1 protein-coding gene (cut by a window edge) is annotated in these 21725 nt (G+C 72.7%); it reads right to left on the bottom strand.

All coding sequences use genetic code 11. The features are described from left to right. Nucleotides 1-13: 13 nt before the first annotated feature. Nucleotides 14-21725: the 3' portion of a non-ribosomal peptide synthase/polyketide synthase gene (locus ABZ803_RS17895; RefSeq protein ID WP_357038893.1), read on the bottom strand. The gene runs 3563 nt beyond the window's last position; only the last 21712 of its 25275 coding nucleotides appear in the window; its start codon lies beyond the right edge, outside the window; it ends in the stop codon at nt 14-16.

Raw genomic sequence — 21725 nt, 5'->3', positions numbered from 1 at the left:
GGTCAGGGGGGATCTAGGGGCGCTCGGTGTCCGCCATTGCCGCGGTGAGGACGTGGCCGATCCGCGCCAGCGCGGACTCCGAGGTCATCCGCCAGTGCGAGGCGTGCACCGCGTGGTTGTGCACGGTGCCGTCCACGGCGTCGGCCCAGCTCGCGGCGCCCGCGGCGCCGGTGGGATCGTCCAGCGCGGCGGTGAAGTACAGCAGGTTGCCCTTGTACGGGCGGGGACGGTAGCGCCGGATCAGCTCCAGTGATCCGGCCCCCGCGCTCAGCACTCGGTCGAGGCGGTCGGCGCCGAACGAGGCGAACGGCTCGGGCAGCTGTGCGATCCGGCGCGCGAGGCGGGGCAGGTCCAGTTCGGCATAGCCGTCGTCGGCCGCTTCGCCGAGCAACCCGCCGAGCAGATCGGCGACCGGCAGGGCGGTGGCCTCCTCGGCCTCGACCCGCAGCGAGCTGTCCATCATGGCCAGGACCGCGACCCGCTGGCCCTGCTCCTGCAATTGCGTCGCCACCGCGTGCGCCAGGACGCCGCCGAGCGACCAGCCGAGCAGGTGGTACGGCCCCTCGGGCTGCACGGCGCGGATCTCCCGCACGTACCGGCGCGCCCAGTCGTCGATGGACTCCGGAAGGCCCTCACCCGAGTTCAGCATCGGCGACTGGATGCCGTACACGTCCCGCTCCGGGTCCAGGTGCGCCGCGAGACCCGCGAACGACCACGCCACGCCACCGGCGGGGTGGATGCAGAACAGCGGCTCCCGAGCGCCGCCGGTGCGCAGCGCGAGCACGACGTCGAACGCGGCGGCCGCGTCGACCCGGCCGCGACCGCGGCGGTGCTGCTCCAGCTGGGCGATCAGGCGCGCGGGCGTCGGCGCGGCGAACAGCCAGAGCACCGGGATCTGTTCGCCCAGAGCCGCGCTCAGGCGGGCGGCCAAGCGGGTGGCCAGCAGCGAGTTGCCGCCGCGTTCGAAGAAGTTGTCGTCCAGGCCGACCCGCTCGGCGGCGAGCACCTCGGCGAAGTCCCCACACACGGCACGTTCCAGATCGGTGCCGGGGGCGCGGGATTCCCCCGCGTGCGGCTCAGGGCGCGGCAAGGCCGCGCGATCGACCTTGCCGTTCGCGGTGAGCGGCAAGGCCTCCAGTTGCCGCAGCTGCGTGGGCACCATGTAGCTCGGCAGGACATCGGCCAGCGCGGCGCGCAGCGCGCTCGGGTCGAGCCGCTCGGCGGCGGTGAAGTAACCGGCCAGCACGGCGTTCGCGCCGTCGGTGTCGTAGGCGAGGACGATCGCCGCGCCGATCTCGGGCCGCGAGCGCAGCGCGTGCTCGATCTCGGCGAGTTCGATGCGGTAACCGCGGATCTTCACCTGGAAATCCCGCCGCTCGACGTACTCGAGGTTGCCGTCGGCGGCCCAGCGCACCATGTCGCCGGTGCGGTACAGGCGGGCGCCCGCGGGCCCGAACGGGTCGGCCACGAACCGTTCCGCGGTGAGTTCGGCTCGGCCGTGGTAGCCGCGGGCCAGCTGCGCGCCGCCGAGGTACAGCTCACCGGTCACCCCGGCGGGCACCGGGTGCAGCCGGTCGTCGAGCACGTAGACCCGGTTACCGGATTGGGGCGTGCCGATGGGCACCAGCGCCTGCCGGACATCGGTTTCCGCCCGGAAGCGGGTGACCGACACCGCGGCTTCGGTGGGTCCGTAGAGGTTGTCGATCCCGGCCGCGGTGAGCGCCGCGACCCGCCGCACCGTCGCGGCGGGCAACGCCTCGCCGATGACGAGCAACCGGCGAAGCGAACGCGGCAGCCTGCGCTCGCCGGAGGCTTCGGCCAGCATCGCCAGCAGCGAGGGCACCAGGGTCAGCGTCGTCACCGACGCGCGGCGAACCAGGTCGAGCAGGCCCGCCGGGTCGCGCTGCGCGTCCTGCGGGGCGAGCACCAGCCGGGCTCCGGTTCGCAACGCCCACCAGTACTCCCACACCGACAGGTCGAAGGCAGCCGAGGTGAGCACCAGCGCCGCGTCGTCCGAGCCGAGCACGTATTCCGACTGCATCCAGTCCAGCTGATGCGCGACCGCCGCGTGCGGCACCGCCACACCCTTCGGCACACCGGTGGAACCGGAGGTGAAGATGATGTACGCGGTGTTCGCGGGCGAGAGCGCGGCGATCCGTTCGTCGTCGCGCACCGGATGGTCGGCCACGGTGTCGGCGACGGTCGAGATATCGAGCACCACACCGTGTTCCGACGCCGTCACGGGCAGCATCGGCTCGCGCGCCGAGGTGAGCACCAGGTGCGGTCCCGCGGCGGCGAGCACGCTCGCGGTGCGTTCCAGCGGATGCGCCGGGTCGAGCGGAACGTACGCGCCGCCGGCCGTCACCACCGCGTACATCGCGACGAGCAGGTCGACGCTGCGCGGAATGGCCAGCGCCACCGGCGCCTCCGGGCCGATCCCGCGTGCGATGAGCACACGGGCCAGGCGGTTGACCCGCGCGGCGAACTCCGCGTAGGTGAGGGTGGTGGCGTCGTCGACGATGGCGACCGCCTGCGGGGTCCTGGCCGCCTGCGCCTGGAACTCGGCGATCAGCGTCGTCGCGGCGAAGGCCTGCCCGGCTCGGTTCCAGGTCACCAGCACGCGCTCGGTCTCGGCCGGGTCCAGCAGCGCGAGATCACCGACGGGCAGCCACGGGTCCGCGCACACCGCGTTCAGCAGCCGTTGCAGGCGGGTGGCGAACCCGGCCACCGTGGACTCGTCGAACAGGGCGGTGGCGTAGGTGAGCGAGGCCGCCATGCCCGCCGGGGTTCCGCCGGGACCATAGCGGTCGGTGACGACCAAGTGCAGGTCGAACTGGGCGACCTCGGAGTCGAAATCGGCGGCGGTGGCGGTCAATCCGTCCAGCGAGAAATCGGCTTCCGCCTGGTTGTGGAAGGAGAAGCCGACCTGGAACAGCGGATGGCGGGCGGTGGACCGCTCCGGGTTGAGCACCTCGACCAGACGCTCGAACGGCACGTCGGCGTGCGCGAAGGCCGCGACATCGGTGGCGCGGACGCGAGCGAGCAGGCCCGCGAAACCCTCACCCGCGTCGACCCGGGCCCGCAGGACCAGCGTGTTGACGAACATGCCGACCACGTCGTCGAGTTCGGCCGCTCCGCGCCCGGCCACCGGCGTGCCCACCGCGATGTCCGCGGTGCCCGAGAGGCGGGCGAGCAGCACCGCGAACGCCGCGTGCAGCACCATGAACAGCGTCGCGCCGGATTCGCGGCCGAGTTCGGTCAGCCGGGCGTGCACGTCCGGGGCGATCGCGAAATCGACGTGCCTGCCGCGCGTCGCGACCACGGCGGGGCGCGGGCGATCGGCGGGCAGGTTCAGCTGCGCGGGCAGATCGGCCAGCGTCTCGGTCCAGAACCGGATCTGACGCGCCAGCAGCGAAGCGGGATCGTCTTCCGCGCCGAGCAGTTCGCGCTGCCACACGCTGAAATCGGTGTATTGCACCGGAAGCGGCGACCAGTCCGGCGCGGCTGCGCGTCTGCGTGCCGCGTAGGCGAGCATGACGTCGCGGGCCAACGGCGCCAGCGACGAGCCGTCGGCGGCGATGTGATGCACCACGACGACGAGCACGTGCTCGGTCACCGGATCCGCCGCGGCGCCGTCGACCGGAGCGAACAGCCGAGCGCGGACGGGGACGGTGTCGGTGACGTCGAACCCGCCGCCGACGAAGTCGGCCACCGCCGCGGCGAGATCGTCGGTCGCGACGGCGATGGGCGCCAGCACCGGTGTGCTGTCGGCGACCGGCAAGACGACCTGCACCGGCCCGGACGCGTGCAGCGGGTAGACCGTGCGCAGCACGTCGTGGCGGGCGACGACGTCGCCGATCGCGGCGTTCAGCGCCGCCACGTCCAGCTCGCCGGTCAGGCGCACCGCGAGCGGGATGTTGTAGGCGGTGGACTGCCGATCGAGGCGGTTGAGGAACCACATTCGCTGCTGCGCGAGCGAAAGGGGCACGGGGCCGGTCAGCGCGCGCCGGGTGAGCGCGGGGCGGGGTGCCGCACCGGAGGCGATCTCCAGCGCGCGGGCCAGCGCGGCGACCGTCGGGTGCTCGAACACCGCGCGGACGCCGACGGCGACCGCCAGCCGGTCCCCGAGCCGCGCGGCCAGCTGGGTCGCGGTCAGCGAGTTGCCGCCGCGAGCGAAGAAGTCGTCGTCCGCGCCGACGCGCTCGAGTCCGAGGACCTCCGCGACCGTTCGCGCCACCGTTCGCTCGACCTCGGTGCCGGGCGCGCGGAACGGCGCCGCGCGAAGCTCGGGCCTCGGCAGCGCGGTGCGGTCGAGCTTGCCGACCGGCGTCAACGGCAGTTCGTCCAGTACCAGCAGGCCGCTCGGCACCATGTACCCGGCGAGCGAGCGAGCGGCGTGCGCCAGCAGGTCGGCGACGACGATCGTGTGGCCGGGCGCGGCGACGACGTAGGAGACCAGCGACACCGCGCCCGAGGCGTCGGTGTGGCCCACGGTGACGGCCGTGCGCACCGTCTCGTGTGCCGCGAGCACGGCGTCGATCTCACCGAGTTCGATGCGCAGGCCGCGCACCTTCACCTGGTGATCCGAACGCCCGACATAGCGCAGTGCGCCCGACCGGGTCCAGCGCACCAGGTCACCGGTCCGGTACAGCCGTCCGCCCGCGGGGCCGTAGGGGTCGGCGACGAACCGGGACGCCGAAAGACCGGGCCGCGCGTGATATCCCCGGGCCAGGCCCGGACCCCGCAGGTACAGCTCGCCGGTGACGCCGACCGGCACGGGCCGCAGCCTGCCGTCCAGCACCAGCGCGGACATGCCGTGGATCGGCGTGCCCAGATCGAGGGGATCGCCGGGCCGCAACGCCGCGCCGATCGTCGCGATGACGGTGGTCTCGGTGGGGCCGTAGGTGTTGTGGAACGACCGGCCGGGCGCCCAGTGCCGCACCGTGTCCGGGCCGTAGGCCTCGCCTCCGACCGTCAGTTGCCGCAGGCAGCTCAGCTCGGCCGGGTCGAGCGTCGGCAGGACCGCCGGGGTGAGGAACGCGTGCGTCACCCGCCGGTCGCGGATGAGCGCGGTGAGTTCCGCGCCGCCGTAGACGCCAGGGGGCGCGATCACCAGCGCCGCCCCGGCGGACAGGGCCAGTAGCAGTTCGAGCATGGACGCGTCGAAGCTGGGCGAGGCCACGTGCAGGACGCGCGCGTCGGCGGTGACGGCGTACCGGTCCCGCTGCGCGAGGGCGACTCCGGCGAGGCCGCCGTGCGTGGCGACCACGCCCTTCGGCGTGCCGGTGGAGCCGGAGGTGTAGATCATCCAAGCCGGGTTCTCCACCCGCACGGGGCGGATCAGCTCGGCGGCATCGATCGGTGCTCCGCTGTTGCGGCGCATCCGCGCCGCCGTGGACGGCGCGTCCAGCACCAGCCAGTCGACGGCACCGGGCAGTGCCGCGCGGCAGGTGGCGATCGTCAGGCCCAGCGCCGCACCGGAATCGGTGAGCATGTGCGCGATCCGCTCGGCCGGATAGGTGGGGTCGACCGGGACGAACACCGCGCCGGTCTTGGCCACCGCCCACACCGCGAGCACGGAGCTGATCGAGCGCGGCACCGCCACGGCCACCACGTCCTCGGCGCCGATTCCGTGTCCGATGAGCATGCGCGCCAACCGCGACGACTGCTCGTCCAGCGTCCGGTAGGTCAGCTGCCGGTCGCTCGCGACCAGCGCGACCGCGTCCGGATCGAACGCGACCGCGACGGCCATGAGTTCGGCCAGCGTGTGCGGCGGCACCGGCGCGTCGCCCCGGCGGCCGAGCAGGTCGGCGCGCTCGGCGGGCGCCAGCAGGTCGACCGTGCCGATCGGCGCGTCCGGTCGCGCCGTGAGCGCGCCGAGCAGCCTGCCGAAGCGGCGCAGCACGGCGCGAGCGGTGGCGCCGTCGAACAGGTCGGTGGCGTAGTCCAGTTCGACCGCGAGATGACCGTCGGCGTCCGGCTCGGCGGACACGGTGAACTGCCAGTCGAATCGGGCCACCGGCTCGTCGAACTCGACGGCGGTCAGCTCGAGGCCCGGCACGGTGAAGGGGCCGGTTCCGGCGTTCAGGTAGCTCAGCGCCACGGTGAACAGCGGATGCCGGGCCTGGGAGCGCTCGACGCCGAGTGCGTCGACCACCCGGTCGAACGGCACGCCCGCGTGCTCGAAGGCGGCGAGATCGGCGGCTCTGGTCCGGGCGAGCAGGTCGGTGAAGGAGCGGTCCTGGTCCGGGCGGACGCGCAGCACCACGGTGTTGACGAACATGCCGACCAGGTCGTCCAGGGCCGCCGCGCCGCGGCCTGCCACCGGAGTGCCGATCGGGATGTCGTCGGAGCCGGACAGGCGGGCCAGCAGGACGGCGAGGGCGGCGTGGACCACCATGAACGGCGTCGCGTCGTGTCGCGCGGCCAGTTCGGCGACGCGCGCGGCGACACCGCCGCCGATTCTGGCCCGCACGTTCGCGCCGCGCCCGGTCGCGATGGCCGGACGTGGACGGTCGGCGGGCAATTCGAGTTCGTCGGGCAGGTCGCGCAACGTCTCGGACCAATACGGAAGCTGCTGCGCGACGGTGCTTTCCAGCTCGGCGTCCTGCCACAGGGCGTAATCGGCGTACTGGGCGGCGAGAGCGGGCCAGACCGGGCGCGTGCCGAGGACGCGGGAGAGATAGGCCGTCAGCAGGTCGCGCAGCAGCGGGCTCATCGAGTAGCCGTCGGCCGCGATGTGGTGCACCACCGCGACCAGTACGTGACTGGCGGCGTGCTCGCGCAGCAGTGTGGCGCGCACCGGGACCTCGGCGGTGACATCGAAACCGGCGGCGCGGATTTCGGCGATCCGGTCGTCGACGGCACGGCCGTCCGGCGCTTCGACCGTCAATCGCACGGCGGCGCTGTCCGGCGGCAGGATCACCTGGTGACCCGCGCCGGTCGCGTCGGCCGGGTACAGCGTGCGCAAGCTCTCGTGCCGCGCCACGACGTCGGCGAACGCGGCCACCAGGGCGTCGACGTTCAGTTCGCCCTCGATGCGCAGCGCGACCGGGATGTTGTGGGCGGGCGAAGCCGGGTCGAGCCGGTTGAGGAACCACATGCCGCGCTGGACGGGCGCGAGCGGAATGCGTTCCGGGCGTGGCCCCGCCACCAGCGGCACCACCCGCTCGGTCGCGGCGGCGTCCGCGGTGAGCAGTTCGGCCAGCGCGCCCACGGTCGGCGCCTCGAACAGCAGCCGAACCGGGACGCGGCGACCGAGCCGGTCGCCGATCCTGGCCAGTACCCGGGTGGCGCTGAGCGAGTTGCCGCCCAAGGCGAAGAAGTGGTCGTCGAGGCCGATCGGGCCGGAGCCCAGCACCGATTCGACGGCGTCGGCCACCACCCGTTCGGCGGGCGTCACCGGGGCGCGGTAGGCGACGCGGTCGAACACCGGTTCCGGCAGCGCCTTACGGTCCAGCTTGCCGGAGACGTTGAGCGGGAAGGCGTTCAGCGTGACCAGCGCCGATGGGAGCATGTACGACGGCAGCGCGGCCGCGGCGGCGCGCAGCACCTCGGCGTCCGACAACGCCGCGCCCGGCGCGGCGGTGAGGTAGCCGACCAGGTGGTCGTCGCCGGTGACGGTGGTTACCACCCGGGCCGCCGCCTGCGCCACTCCGGGGGCGGCCGCGAGGGCGGCCTCGATCTCGCCGAGTTCGACGCGCTGGCCGCGGAACTTCACCTGGAAGTCGGTGCGGCCCAGATACACCAGTTCGGCGGTGTCGCCGCCGGTGTCCCAGCGCACCAGGTCGCCGGTGCGGTACATCCGCTGCCCCGGCGCGCCGAACGGATTGGCCACGAAGCGCTCCGCCGTGAGATCCGGCCTGTCGTGGTAGCCGCGCGCGAGCTGGACGCCCGCGAGATACAGCTCGCCCGCGACGCCGGGCAGCGTCGGGCGCAGCCGCGAATCCAGCACGTAGACCCGGCTGTTCCATTCCGGGTTGCCGATCGGCAGGACGGTGCGGTCGCTCTCGCCCGTCACGTCGCGGTGGGTGATGCTCACCGCCGCTTCGGTCGGGCCGTACAGGTTGTGCGCCCGTGCGGCGCTCACCGCGCCGAACGCCCGCACGGTCTCGGCGGGCAGCGCCTCGCCGATGACGAACACCGTGTGCAGCGACTCGAGTGCGGCGCTGTGCCCGGCGGCCGCGACGTGCCCGGCGAAGACGCTGAGCATCGACGGCACGAAATCGGTGACGGTGACTCGTCGTTCGGCGATCACCTGGGTGAGGTAGCCCGGGTCGCGGTGGCCGTCCGGTGCGGCCAGCACCAGTGTGGCGCCGACGCGCAGGGGCAGGAAATAGCCCCACAGCGACACGTCGAACGTGGTCGCGGTCTTTTGCAGGTACACGTCGTCGGCTGTGAGGCCGTATCGCGATTGCATCCAGGTCATCTGGTTGACGATCGCCGCGTGTGACACGCTGACGCCCTTGGGTTTTCCGGTGGAGCCACTGGTGAAGATCACATAGGCCGGGCTGCCGGGGTGGATCGGCGCGGAACGTTCGTCCGCCGCGATGGGGTCGTCGCAGTAGCCGTCCAGCGCGATGGCGTCGACCAGGACGGTGGCGACGGACTCGCCCGCGTCGATCCGATCGGCCGTCGTGGTGAGCACGGCCACGGGCCGCGCGGTCTCGAGAATGTGCGCGATGCGCCGCGCGGGGTGGTCGGGGTCGATCGGCACGTACGCGCCGCCCGCTTTGAGCACGGCGTACATCGCGATCACCAGCTCCGGTGAGCGCCGGATCGCCAGCGCCACCAGCGATTCGGGGCCGACGCCCGCCGCGATCAGGTGGCGGGCCAGCCGGTTGGCGCGCCGGTCGAGATCGCCGTAGGTCACGGTGGACGCGGGCGTCGCGCTGTCTGGCACGAACACCAGCGCCGGGTCATCGGGCGTCGCGGCGGCCTGCGCCTCGAATTCGTCGAGCAGCAGTTCGTCGGCCAGGGCGGTGTGCGCGGAGTCGTTCCACTCGGTGACCACGCGGCGCAGTTCGCCCGTGCCGAACAGATCGATGTCGCCGACCACCTGTTCCGGGTCGGCGGTGACCGCGGCGAGCAGGCGGGCGAAGCGCGCGGCGAAGGTCTCGACGGTGGCGGCGTCGAACAGATCGGTGGCGTAGGTGAAGCGCAGCGCGTCGCCGGTGACAGTGAGCTGGAGGTCGAACGGCGTTGTCTCGTAGTCGAATTCGTGCTCCGCCACGGCGACGCCCGCCATGTCCAGGGTGACCGGCGCGAGGTTCTGGAAGAACAGCGCGATCTGGAACAACGGGTGCCGGGCCTGCGAGCGCGGCGGGTCGAGCGCCTCGACCAGGCGCTCGAACGGCACGTCGGCGTGGGCGAAGGCGTCTAGGTCGCCCTCGCGCACCCGGCGCAGCACAGCGGCGAAGGTGTCCGAGCCGGGGACCCGCGCGCGCAACACCACGGTGTTGACGAACATGCCGACCAGATCGTCCAGCGCCGCGTCACCGCGGCCCGCGACGGGCGCGCCGATCGCGATGTCGTCGGTGCCGGACAGCCGGGCCAGCAGGGTGGCCAGCGCGGCGTGCACGACCATGAACGGTGTGGCCTCGTAGCGCGCGGCCACGGCGGCGATGCCGTCGCCCACCTCGCCGGGCAGCGTCGTGGTCGTGCTCGCCGCGGCGTGCGAGGCGATCGGGGGGCGCGGGCGGTCGGCGGGCAGGTCGAGCTGAGCGGGCAGCGCGCGCAGCGTCTCGCGCCAGTACGCCAGCTGCCGCGCGGCCACCGAGCGCGGGTCGTGCTCGGCGCCGAGCACCTCGCGCTGCCAGAGCGCGTAGTCGGCGTATTGCAGGTCGAGTTCGGTCCAGACCGGGGCGGTGCGCGTCGCGCGGGCCGCGTAGGCGGCGGCCAGATCGCGGGCCAGCGGGCCCATCGAGAAGCCGTCGGCCGCGATGTGGTGCACCACCAGGGCCAGCAGGTGATCGCGGTCGGACCGGGTGATCAGGCCGATGCGCAGCGACACCTCGGCGGCGAGGTCGAAGGGGGCGGCGACGAACTGCCGCAGCGCGCCCGCCGCATCCAGCACCTGGATCGCCGGAACGTGGGTGGCGTCGAGAATGCGCTGGTAGCCGATGCCGTCGTGGTCGGGGTACACGGTGCGCAGGGTTTCGTGCCTGCCGACCAGGTCGCCGACGGCGGCGGCGAGGGTGTCCGGGTCCAGATAGCCGGTGAGGCGGACCACCACCGCGATGTTGTGCACGGTCTCGGCGGGATCGAAGCGGTTGAGGAACCACATGCGCTGCTGCGCGGGCGAGAGCGGTACGCGTTCCGGACGCGGCCGCGGCCCGAGCGCGGGCATGGCGCCCGTACCCGCGAGCCGTTCGGCCCGTGCGGCCAGCGCGGTCACGGTCGGCGCCTCGAACAGCAGGCGCACCGGGATCTCGGCGTCCAGTTCGGCGCCCAGCCGGGCGGCGACCCGGGTGGCGATCAGCGAGTTGCCGCCGAGGGCGAAGAAGTCGTCGTCGGCGCCGACGCGCTCGACGCCGAGCAGCGCCGCGACGATCCGCGCGACGGTCGCCTCGACGCGGGTGGCCGGCGCCCGGTAGCCCGCGGTCGCGAACTCCGGCGCGGGCAGTGCGGCCCGGTCCAGCTTGCCCGAAGCGTTGACCGGGAACCGCTCGAGGACGACGAACGCCGTCGGCACCGCGTACGCGGGCAGTTCGGCGCTCAGCGCGGCACGCATCTGCTCGGTGTCGATCGTGTGGCCGCCCGAGGCGACCAGGTAGGCGACCAACTGATCACCCAACCGCTCGTCCGAACGGACCAGCACCACCGCCTGCGCGACCGCGGCCGACGCCAGCAGCGCCGATTCGACCTCGCCCGGCTCGATGCGCAGCCCGCGCAGCTTCACCTGGAAGTCCGTCCGACCCAGGTACTCCAGTTCACCGTCCGGCCGCCAGGCCACGAGGTCGCCCGTGCGGTACATCCGCGCCCCGGCGGGCCCGAACGGACCGGCCACGAACCGATCGGCGGTCAGTTCCGGGCGCGCCACGTAACCCTGCGCCAGCTGCGCGCCTGCCAGGTACAGTTCCCCCGGCACGCCGACGGGCACCGGCCGCAGCCGGGCATCCAGCACCAGCAAGCGGGTGTTGGCCACCGGCCTGCCGATCGGCACGGACACCAGGTCCTCGTCGGTCACCTCGTGATAGGTGACGTCGACAGCGGCCTCGGTAGGGCCGTACAGGTTGTGCACCCGCGCTCCGATCAGCTCTCGCGCCCGCTGCGCGGTAACCGCGGGCAATGCCTCGCCCGATGCGAAGACGCTGCGCAGCGTAATGCACTCACCTGTGCGTGGCTCCGCCAGGAAAACCCCCAGCATGGAGGGCACGAAGTGCACCGTCGTGACGCGCTGCTCGACGATCACGCGCGCCAGATACGCCGGGTCGCGATGACCATCTGGACGAGTGACCACCAGCCGGGCACCGAAAGCCAAGGGCCAGAAAAACTCCCAGACGGAAACATCGAAGGTGGCGGGGGTCTTTTGCAGCACCACGTCGTCGGCGGCCAGCGGATAGGCCGACTGCATCCATGTGAGGCGATTCACGATCGCCCCGTGGGTGACCGCGACGCCCTTCGGGCGTCCGGTCGATCCCGAGGTGAAAATCACATAGGCGGTGTGCCCGGGCGCGGGTGACCCGAGCCGGTCCAGGGCGGTCAGCGGGGCGGTGGAGTACCCGGTCAGGTCGAGCCGGTCGATCCGGACCTGTCGTGCCGCGCCCGCGTCCAGATCGAGGCCGGAGGTGAGCACGCACACCGGTCGCGCGGTCGACAGCACGTATTCCAGCCGCTCGGCCGGATGGTCGGGGTCGAGCGGGACGTACGCGCCGCCCGCGAGGGTGACCGCGTAGATGCCGAGCACCAGGTCCAGCGACCGGCGCATGCCGAGCGCGACCGGGGTGCCGGGGCCGACGCCCTGCCCGGCCAGCCAGCGCGCCAGCTGTCGCGCCCGTCCGGCGAACTCGGAGTAGGTGAGCGTCGCGTAACTACTCATGTGGGGGTGGTGGTCGGGCGACGAGTGGGCCACGATGTGTCCCTCGACCGTGACCGCGGGCGCGTCCGGAGTCCTGGCCACCTGCGCCTCGAACAGCGAGACCAGCGTGGCGGCCGGGTCGACGGCGGCGGCGGTGTCGTTCCATCGGTCGAGCACCAGCGCCCGCTCCGCGTCGTCCAGGAGTTCGAGGTCTCCGACCCGCACCGAAGGATCGGCCACCGCGGCCCGCAGCACCCGCGCGAAGCGAGCCCCGAACGTCTCGACGGTGGCCCGGTCGAACAGGTCCGTGGCGTAGCGCAGCACGCCGCGCAGCGCGTAACCGGTCTCCGCGCGGTGCTCGGTCAATTCCACCGCCAGGTCGAACTGGGCGACGCGATTGTCCAGCGGATAGGCCGACACGGTGAGACCGGGCAGGCGCAGCACGGTGTCGTCGTACTGCTCGAAGGTGAGAAGCGTCTGCACGATCGGCGAATGCGCCTGCGAGCGAACCGGGTTCAGCTCCTCGACCAGGCGCTCGAAGGGAAGGTCGGCGTGCGCGAAGGCCCGCACATCGGCCTCGCGCACGCGAGCGAGCAGTTCGGCGAAGGACGCGTCCGCCGCGATCGGCGTGCGCAGCACGAGGGTGTTGACGAACATGCCGACCAGGTCGTCCAGCGCTTGTTCGCCGCGTCCCGCGACCGGGGTGCCGATGGCGACGTCGTCCACTCCGGCCAGCCGTGCGAGCAGCGCGGCATAGGCGGCGTGCAGCACCATGAACATCGAGACCCCGCGCCGCCGGGCGAGTTCGGCGATCGAGTCGGTGAGGTCGGCGGGGATCGCGAACTCGACGGTGGCGCCGCGCCCGGAGGCCACCGCAGGGCGGGGGCGGTCGGCGGGCAGCTCCAGCACCGGCGGGAGTCCGTCGAGTTCGGCCCGCCAGTAGGCGATCTGGGTCGACAGCGCCGAGTCCGGATCGTCCGCGGAGCCCAGCGCGGCGCGCTGCCAGAGGGTGAAGTCGGCGTATTGCACGGGCAGCGGACGCCACGACGGCGCCTCCCCTGCGGCGCGCGCGGTGTAGGCCGTCATGAGGTCGCGGGCCAGCGGGGCGGTGGAGACGCCGTCGGCGGCGATGTGGTGGACCACGACGGCGAGCAGGTGATCGTCCGGCGCGACGCGGAACAGGGTGGCCCGCACCGGGATACCTGCGCACAGGTCGAAACTCTCGGCGGTCACCGCGAGTACCGCGCCGCGCAGGTCCGGTTCGGTCACCTCGATCGGGTGCAGCGGCAGCTCGGGCACATCCGCGCCGCTGAGCACCACTTGGGTCGGGCCGTCGGCATCCGCCGGGAAGACGGTGCGCAGCGATTCGTGCCGATCGATCACGTCGCGCACGGCAGCCCGCAACGCCGCCTCGTCCAGCGCACCGGTGAGCCGGATGGTGATCGGAATGTGATACACCGCCGAATCCGGATCGAGCCGGTGCAGCAGCCACATACGGGTCTGTGCCAGCGACAACGGGATTCGAGCTGGACGCTCGGCCGGGGCGAGCGCGGGCCTTGCGGTGTCCGGGCGCTCCGACCGGGCGACCCGCGACGCCAGCCCCGCCACGCTCGGCGTCTCGAACACCTCGCGCACGGTCAGCGCGCACCCGAAGGCGGCGTTGACCCTGGCGACCAGCCGCATGGCCAGCAGCGAATTGCCGCCGCGGGCGAAGAAGTCGTCGTCCGCGCCGATCCGCGTCGCACCGGTCAGGTCGGCGACCAGCGTGGCGAGCACCGCCTCGGTCCCCTCCCGCGGTGCACGGAACTCCCCCGCGGAGGTGAGCTCGACGGCGGGTAGCGCCGAGCGGTCGAGCTTGCCCACAGTGGTCAACGGCATCTCGTCGAGCACGACGACGTGGGTGGGCACCATGTACGCGGGCAGCTGGGCGCGCGCCTCGTCGAGCACCGCCTCCGGCGCCACGTCCGCCCCGGTGACGTAACCGACCAGGCATTCCTGTCCCGCGCTGTCGCGGGCCACGCGCACCGCCGCGTTCGTCACGCCGGTCGCGGCGGCGAGAACCGCCTCGATCTCGCCCAGCTCGATCCGCTGGCCGCGCAGTTTGACCTGGAAGTCGTTGCGGCCCAGATACACCAGATCGCCGTCGCGGTTCCAGCGCACCAGGTCACCGGTCCGGTACATCGTGCGGCCGGGCACCCCGAACGGGTCGGCGACGAATCGTTCGGCGGTCAGTCCCGGGCGGGCGTGATATCCGCGCGCCAGTTGGTCACCCGCGAGATACAGCTCTCCGGTGACGCCGATCGGCACCGGGCGCAACCGGGCGTCCAGCACGTAGGCCCTGGTGTTCCAGCACGGGCGGCCGATGGCCACGTCCCGGCCTGCTCCCGCGTCGGCGTCGGTGAACTCGTGGTAGATCGCCGAGATCGCCGCCTCGGTGGGGCCGTAGGCATTGTGCACCGCGCCGTCGAAGCTGCCGCGCAGCGCGGCGAGCAGGTCCGGGGTGAGCGCTTCGCCGCCGCAGTGCAGGTGCCGGAACGACCGCAGCGCGTCGCCCATGCCCTCGCCGAGCAGCGCGGCCAGCACCGAGGGCACGTACTCGGCGATGGTGATGCGGTGTTCGCGCAACAGGTCCGCGAAGTAGGTCAGGTCAAGGTGCCCGCCGGGGCGGGCGATCACCAGCGGCGCGCCGACGGCGATCGGCAGGAAGCATTCCCACACCGACACATCGAAGGTCAGCGGCGCGCGTTGCAGGATGCGGTCGGACGCGGTGACCCCGTAGCGGAATTCCAGCCACCGCAGCTGGTTCATGATCGCGCGGTGCGTGACGGCCACGCCCTTCGGCCGCCCGGTGGAGCCGGAGGTGAACAGCACGTAAGCGGTGTTGTCCGGGCGCAGCGCGGCGACGCGCTCGGCATCGGCGACCGGGCCGTCGGCGACGCCGTCGAGGTCGAGATCGGCGAGATCGAGGACGGCCACACCGTCCAGTGCGGGCAGCGTCGCGCCGCCCGCGATCAGCACCAGCCGCGGCGCGGCGCTTCCGACGATCTGCGCCAGGCGTTCGGCCGGGTGCGCCGGATCGATCGGCAGGTACGCCGCGCCCGCGCGCACGATCGCGTACATCGCCACGAGCATGTCGATCGAGCGTGCGGCGGCCAGGCCGACGATGTCCTCCGGGCCCACACCCGCCTCGATCAGCCCGCGGGCCAGCCGGTTCACCCGGGAGGCGAACTCGGCGTAGGTCAGCGCCGCGTCCTCGAACCGCACGCCGACGCGCTCGGGCGTGGCGGCGACGCGGGCGGTGAGCAGATCGTCCAGCGTCTCGGCGGGCAGCGCGTGCGCGGTGGCGTTGCGGTCCGACAGCAGCATGCCGCGTTCGGCCTGCGACATCAGCTCGACCGCGCCGACCGGGATGCGGGCGTCGCGCACCATCGCGCACAGCACTCGTTCGAACGCGGCGAGGAATCCGGCGACGGTCGGTTCGTCGAACAGGTCGAGCGCGTAGTGCAGGTGCACGTCGATACCGTCCGGCGCGCCGTCGGCGGTGTAGCGGTCGGTGAACGTCCAGTCCAGGTCGAGCTGGATCGGCGCCGCGCCCACCTCGAGCGCCGCGATGGCCAGCCGGTGCAGCCGGAACTCCGGCGCGGCCTGGTTCTGCAAGGTCAGCGCGACCTGGTACAGCGGTGCGTGTGCCTGCGAGCGAACCGGGTTCAGCACCTCGACCAACTGCTCGAACGGCACCGCCGCGTGGTCGAAGGCGGCCAGGTCGGCCGCGCGCACGGACGCCAGCAGTTCGCCCATGGTCGCGTCCGGGCGGACCTCGGTGCGCAGCACCAGCGTGTTGACGAACATGCCGACCAGCTCGTCCAGCGCTTGCTCGCCCCGCCCCGCGACCGGCGCGCCGATCACCACATCCGCGCCCGCGCCATAGCGGCTCAGCAGCACGGCCAGCGCGGCGTGCAGCACCATGAACGGCGTCACCCGGTGCGCGGCGGCCAGGTCGTGGATCCGCTCGTGCAGTGCGGCGTCCAGCCGGCCGGTCAGCGCGCCGCCCCGGTTGGTGGCCACCGCCGGACGCGGCCGGTCGGACGGAAGCGTCAGCACCTCGGGCAGCCCGGCCAGCCGATCGATCCAGTAGGCCAGCTGACGCGACAGCACCGAGGCCGGGTCGTCGGCCGAGCCGAGCGCGGCGCGCTGCCAGATCGCGAAGTCGGCGTACTGCACCGGCAGGGAACTCGGTGCGGGCGCCATGCCCGCGCACCGTGCGACGTAAGCGTTGGCCAGGTCCCTGGTCAGTGGCGCGAAAGACCAACCGTCCGCGGCGATGTGATGCACGACGAACAGCAGGATGTGGACCTGCTGCGCGCCCGGCCGGTCGTCCTCGACGCGCAGCAGGCGGACGCGCAGCGGCACCTCGGCGGTCACATCGAAGCCGGTGCGCGCGGCGGCGGTGACGAGTTCGGGCACCTGCTGCGCGGGAACCGGCCGTGTGACCAGTTCGACCAGTCTCGTCCCGGCGGGAAGCACCAATTGGGTCGCGCCGTAATCGTGTTCGGGATAGATCGTGCGCAGCGTCTCGTGCCGGGCGATCACGTCGGCGATCGCCGCCTCCAACGCGGGCACGTTCAGCGCCCCGGTGAGGCGCAGCGCGAACGGGATGTTGTACGCGCCGCTGGTGGTGTCGAACCGGTTCAGGAACCACATGCGCTGCTGGGCGATCGACAACGGGATCGGGCCGCCGCGCTCCTGCGGCGTGAGCGGCGGCAGCGCGACCGCGGCGGTCTCGGCGGGGCCGTCGATGGTGATCCGCCGTGCCAGCGCCCGCACCGTGGGCGCGTCGAAGATCGTCCGCACCGCCACCTCGGCGCCGGGGGCCTTGCCCAGCCGCGCGGCCAGCTGGGTGGCGCTGAGGGAGTTGCCGCCGAGGGCGAAGAAGTCGTCCTCTGCGCCCACCTCGGTCACCCCGAGCAGGGCTTCGAAGGTCTCGGCGACAAGCGTTTCCGCCGCGCCGGCCGGGGGCAGGAAGGTCGCGGGCGCGAGCACGGGCGCGGGCAGCGCGGATCGGTCCAGCTTCCCGGAGGCGTTCACCGGCAACCGGTCCAGCACCACGAACGTCTGCGGCACCATATAGCCGGGAAGCCGCCGGGCCACCGCGTCACGCACCGTCGCGATCTCGACCGGCTCGTCCGTCACGAGGTAGGCGACCAGCTGGTCACCCGCGCCGCGATCGTCGCGTACCACAACGGCGGCCTGGGTCACGGCGGGCATCGCGAGCAGCGCCGACTCGATCTCGCCGAGTTCGACGCGCAGGCCGCGGAGCTTGACCTGGGAATCGGTGCGGCCGAGGAATTCCAGCTCGCCCGCGCGGGTCCACCGCACCAGATCGCCGGTGCGGTACATCCGTTCGCCGGACGGACCGAACGGGTCGGCGACGAACCGGTCACCGGTGCGGCCCGGACGGCCCAGATAGCCGCGCGCCAGCTGGACACCCGCGAGATACAGTTCGCCGGGCACACCTTCCGGCACCGGCCGCAGCCGCGCGTCGAGTACATACGTCCGGGTGTTCCAGATCGGCTTGCCCATCGGGACGGACTCGAAGTCGGTGTCGCACACCGCGTGGAAGGTCACCTCCACCGCGGCCTCGGTGGGCCCGTAGCCGTTGTGCACCCGGGCACCGGTGAGTTCGCGCATCCGGTGGGCGACGCCGACCGGCAGCGCCTCACCGGAGCAGAACACCTCGCGCAGCGAAGGCGCGTCGAACTCGCCCGCCACGAAGACGGCCAGCATGGACGGCACGAAGTGCGCCGCGGTGACGCCCTCGGCACGCATCAGGCGCGCCAGGCACGCCGGGTCGCGATGCCCGTCCGGCCGCGCCAGCACCATGCGTGCGCCGACCTGCAACGGCCAGAAGAACTCCGGCACCGACACGTCGAAGGTGGCGGGCGTCTTCTGCAACAGGACATCCCCCGGCCCGAGCGCGACGTACGCCGACTGCATCCAGCGCAGCCGGTTGACGATGCCGCGATGGCTCATGGCCACGCCCTTCGGCGTGCCCGTGGAGCCGGAGGTGAACAGTACGTAGGCGGTGTTGTCCGGGCGCAGCGCAGCGCGCCGGTCGGCGTCGGTGAGCGGGGTGTCCGGGTAGCCCGACAGGTCCAGCCGATCGATCCGCGTCTCGGGCAGGCCGCAATTCAGCTCCGCGCCCGCGGTCAGCACACACACCGGCGCGGCCGTCTCGAGGATGTGCGTGGTGCGCTCGGCCGGATGGTCGGGGTCGATCGGCAGGTAGCCGCCGCCCGCCGCGACCACCGCGTACATGCCGACCACCAGGTCGACCGAACGGCGCATGCCAAGCGCCACCAGCGTTTCCGGGCCGACGCCCCGGCTGACGAGCCACCGCGCCAAACGGTTGACCCGCCCGGCGAACTCGGCATACGTCAGTGTCGAGGAGTGGTGGTCCGACGACGAGTCGGCCGGTGTCGGCACGTCGAAGGTGATCGCCGCGGCGTCCGGTGTGCGTTCGGCTTGCGCGGCGAATAGCGAGGCGAGCGTGTCGGATTCGGGCAGCGGATGCGCGGTGGCGTTCCATTCCCGCAGCACCCGCGCGCGTTCGGCGTCCGACAACAGTTCGATGTCACCGATGCGCGCCCCCGGATCGGCCGTGGCGGCGGCGAGCATGCGCCGGAACCGATCGGCATAGGACTCGGCCGTCACGGCGTCGAACAGGTCGGTGGCGTAGCGCAGGGTGGCCGACAGGCCCGCCGATTCCGACCGCTCCGCCACCACCAGGTGCAGATCGAACTTCGCACCGCTGTCGGGAATCTCGACCGGGCGCACCGACAGCCACGGCACCTCCACGGCCTGTCCGTCGAAGGCGGACGTCGCCGCCTCGAAACTGAGCATCACCTGGAACAGCGGGTGCGCGCCGGCGGAGCGATCCACGGCCATGGCGTCCACCAGCCGCTCGAACGGCAGATCGGCGTTGGCGAACGCGGCCAGGTCGGCGTCGCGGACCTCGGAGAGCAGCCCGGCAAAGGAGGCGTCGGCGGCGACCCGCGTGCGCAGTGCGAGGGTGTTGACGAACATGCCGACGAGGGCGTCCAGGGCCCGCTCGCCGCGCCCGCCGACGGGCGAGCCGATCACGATGTCGGCGCTGCCGCTCATTCTGGCCAAGGTGGCGGCGAAGGCCGCGTGCAGTGTCATGAACAGTGTCGCGCCGCTGCGCCGCGCGAGCGCGCGCAGGCCCACGGCCACCTCGGGCTCGATCACGAAATCGACGGCCGCCCCCTCGTGCGACGCGACCGCGGGGCGCGGCCGATCGGCGGGGAGCGGCAGTTGCGCCGGAGCGCCGTCCAGCACGTCGCGCCAGAAGCGCAACTGCTGGTAGGCCAGGTCGCCGGGGACGTCCTCGGCGCCGAGGAGTTCCCGGTGCCAGAGGCTGTAGTCGGCGTACTGCACGGTCAGCTCGTCCCAGTCCGGGCGCAAACCGGTCAGGCACGCGAGGTAGGCCCGGACCAGATCGGTGACCAGCGGCGCCATCGACAAGGCGTCGGCGGCGATGTGATGCACGACGAACACCAGCACGTATTCGTCGCCGGTGACGCCGCGCGCCTCGTCCACCCGGTCGACGGCCAGCAGCGCGACCCGGCACGGCAGTTCGGCGGTGACGTCGAACCCGGCACGGACGATGCCGATCACGGCGTCGCGCACCGCGGAGCGGTCGATGGGCACCGGATGCAGGCTCAAGCCGATGTCGGCCGCGTCGAGGACGGATTGGTAGGGGCCGCCGTCGGTTTCGGGGTAGGTGGTGCGCAGCGTCTCGTGCCTGGTGAGCACGTCGAGCACGGCGCGCTCCAGCGCGGCCACGTCCAGGCGACCGGTCAGCCGCAGCACGATCGGCAGGTTGTAGACGCTGTCGACGCCGTCCTGACTCTCGACCCGGTTGAGGAACCACAGTCGCTGCTGCGCGGGCGAAAGCGGCACCCGTTCGGGCCGCTCCCGGCGGACCAGCGCGAGCCGCTGGGCTCCCTCCGCGCCGAGCCGTCCGACGGCGGCGGCGAACCCCTCCACCGTGGGCGCGTCGAACAGCGCGCGCACCGGCACGCGCACGCCCGCGGCCTCGCCCGTGCGGGCGGTGACCTGGGTGGCGTCCAGTGAGCTGCCGCCGAGGGCGAAGAAATCGTCGTCCAGCCCGACTCGCTCGGCTCCCAGCACCTCCGCGAACACCGCGGCGACCAGCCGCTGCGCGGCGTCTACGGGCGGGCGGAAACGCTCGGCGGCGAGCACCGGGACCGGCAGTGCCGCGCGATCGAGCTTGCCGCTGGTGTTCACGGGGAATTCGTCCAGTTCGACCAGTGCCGTCGGCACCATGTAAGCGGGAAGCCGCTGCGCCACAACGGCTTTCACCGCGTCGAGGTCGACTGTCACGCCGGGCGCCGCGACCAGGTAACCCGCCAGGAAGTCACCCGCCGGTCCGGTGACCAGCCGTGCCGCGGCCTGCCCGACCTCGGGCACCGCCAGCAACGCGGTCTCGATCTCGGCGAGCTCGATGCGCCTGCCGCGGAATTTGACCTGGAAGTCGGTGCGGCCCAGATAGATCAGTTCGCCGTCGCCGCTCCAGCGCACCAGGTCACCGGTGCGGTACATGCGCGCGCCCGGCGCGCCGAACGGGTTCGCGACGAAACGATCGGCGGTGAGGTCGACGCGCCCGTGGTAGCCGCGCGCCAGCTGCGCACCCGCCAGGTACAGCTCGCCCGGCACGCCGATCGGCGCGGGCCGCAACCGTCCGTCCAGCACGTAGACCTGCGCGTTCCACTCCGGCTCGCCGATCGGCACGTACGGTGTGTCCGCGTCGGTGACCTCGCGGTTGGTGATGGACACCGCCGCCTCGGTGGGGCCGTAGAGGTTGTGCAGGCCCGCGGCGCACACCTGCCGGAACGCCGCGACGGTGTGCGGAGGCAGCGCCTCGCCGATGACGAACACCTCGCGCAGCGAGTCCAGTTCGCCCGGCTGCGCGTGCGCGGCGAACACCGTGAGCATCGACGGCACGAAGTCGGTGAGCGTCACCTGGTGGCGGGCAATGGTTTCGGCGAGGTAGCGCGGATCGCGGTGCCCGTCCGCCGCCGCGAGCAACAAAGTGGCGCCCGCCCGCAGTGGCAGGAAGTACCCCCACAGCGAGACGTCGAAGGTGCTCGCGGTCTTCTGCAAGTACACATCGCCGACCCGCGGACGGTACTCCGCGTGCATCCAGGCCAGCTGGTTGGCGATGGCCTGATGGCTCACCGCCACGCCTTTCGGCTTGCCGGTGGACCCGGAGGTGAAGATCACGTAGGCCGGGTGCTGCGGGTGCAGCACGCCGCGGCGTTCACGGTCGCCGATCTTGCCGGAGGGGTAGGCGGAGAGATCCAGTTCGTCCAGGTGATACACCGGCGCGGAAGCGGTCTCCGCATCGAATCCGGCCGCCCGGCTGGTCAGGATCGCGTGCGGGCGCGCGGTGTCGAGGATGTGACCGATGCGTTCGGCCGGATGCGCCGGATCCACCGGGACGTACGCACCGCCCGCCCGCGCCACCGCGTACATGGCCACGACCAGCTCGATCGAGCGCGGCAGGGCCAGCACGACCAGCGCCTCCGGGCCGACGCCGATCCCGATGAGCATCCTGGCCAGCCGGTCGACCCGGTCCGACAGCTCGGTGTAGCTCAGCCGCTCG

This window comes from Nocardia sp. NPDC047648 (assembly GCF_040642815.1).
In the GTDB taxonomy this organism is placed as follows: Bacteria; Actinomycetota; Actinomycetes; order Mycobacteriales; family Mycobacteriaceae; genus Nocardia; species Nocardia gamkensis.
Note: the sequence above shows the minus strand (reverse complement) of the source record. Positions and strands in the feature narration are given on the sequence as shown.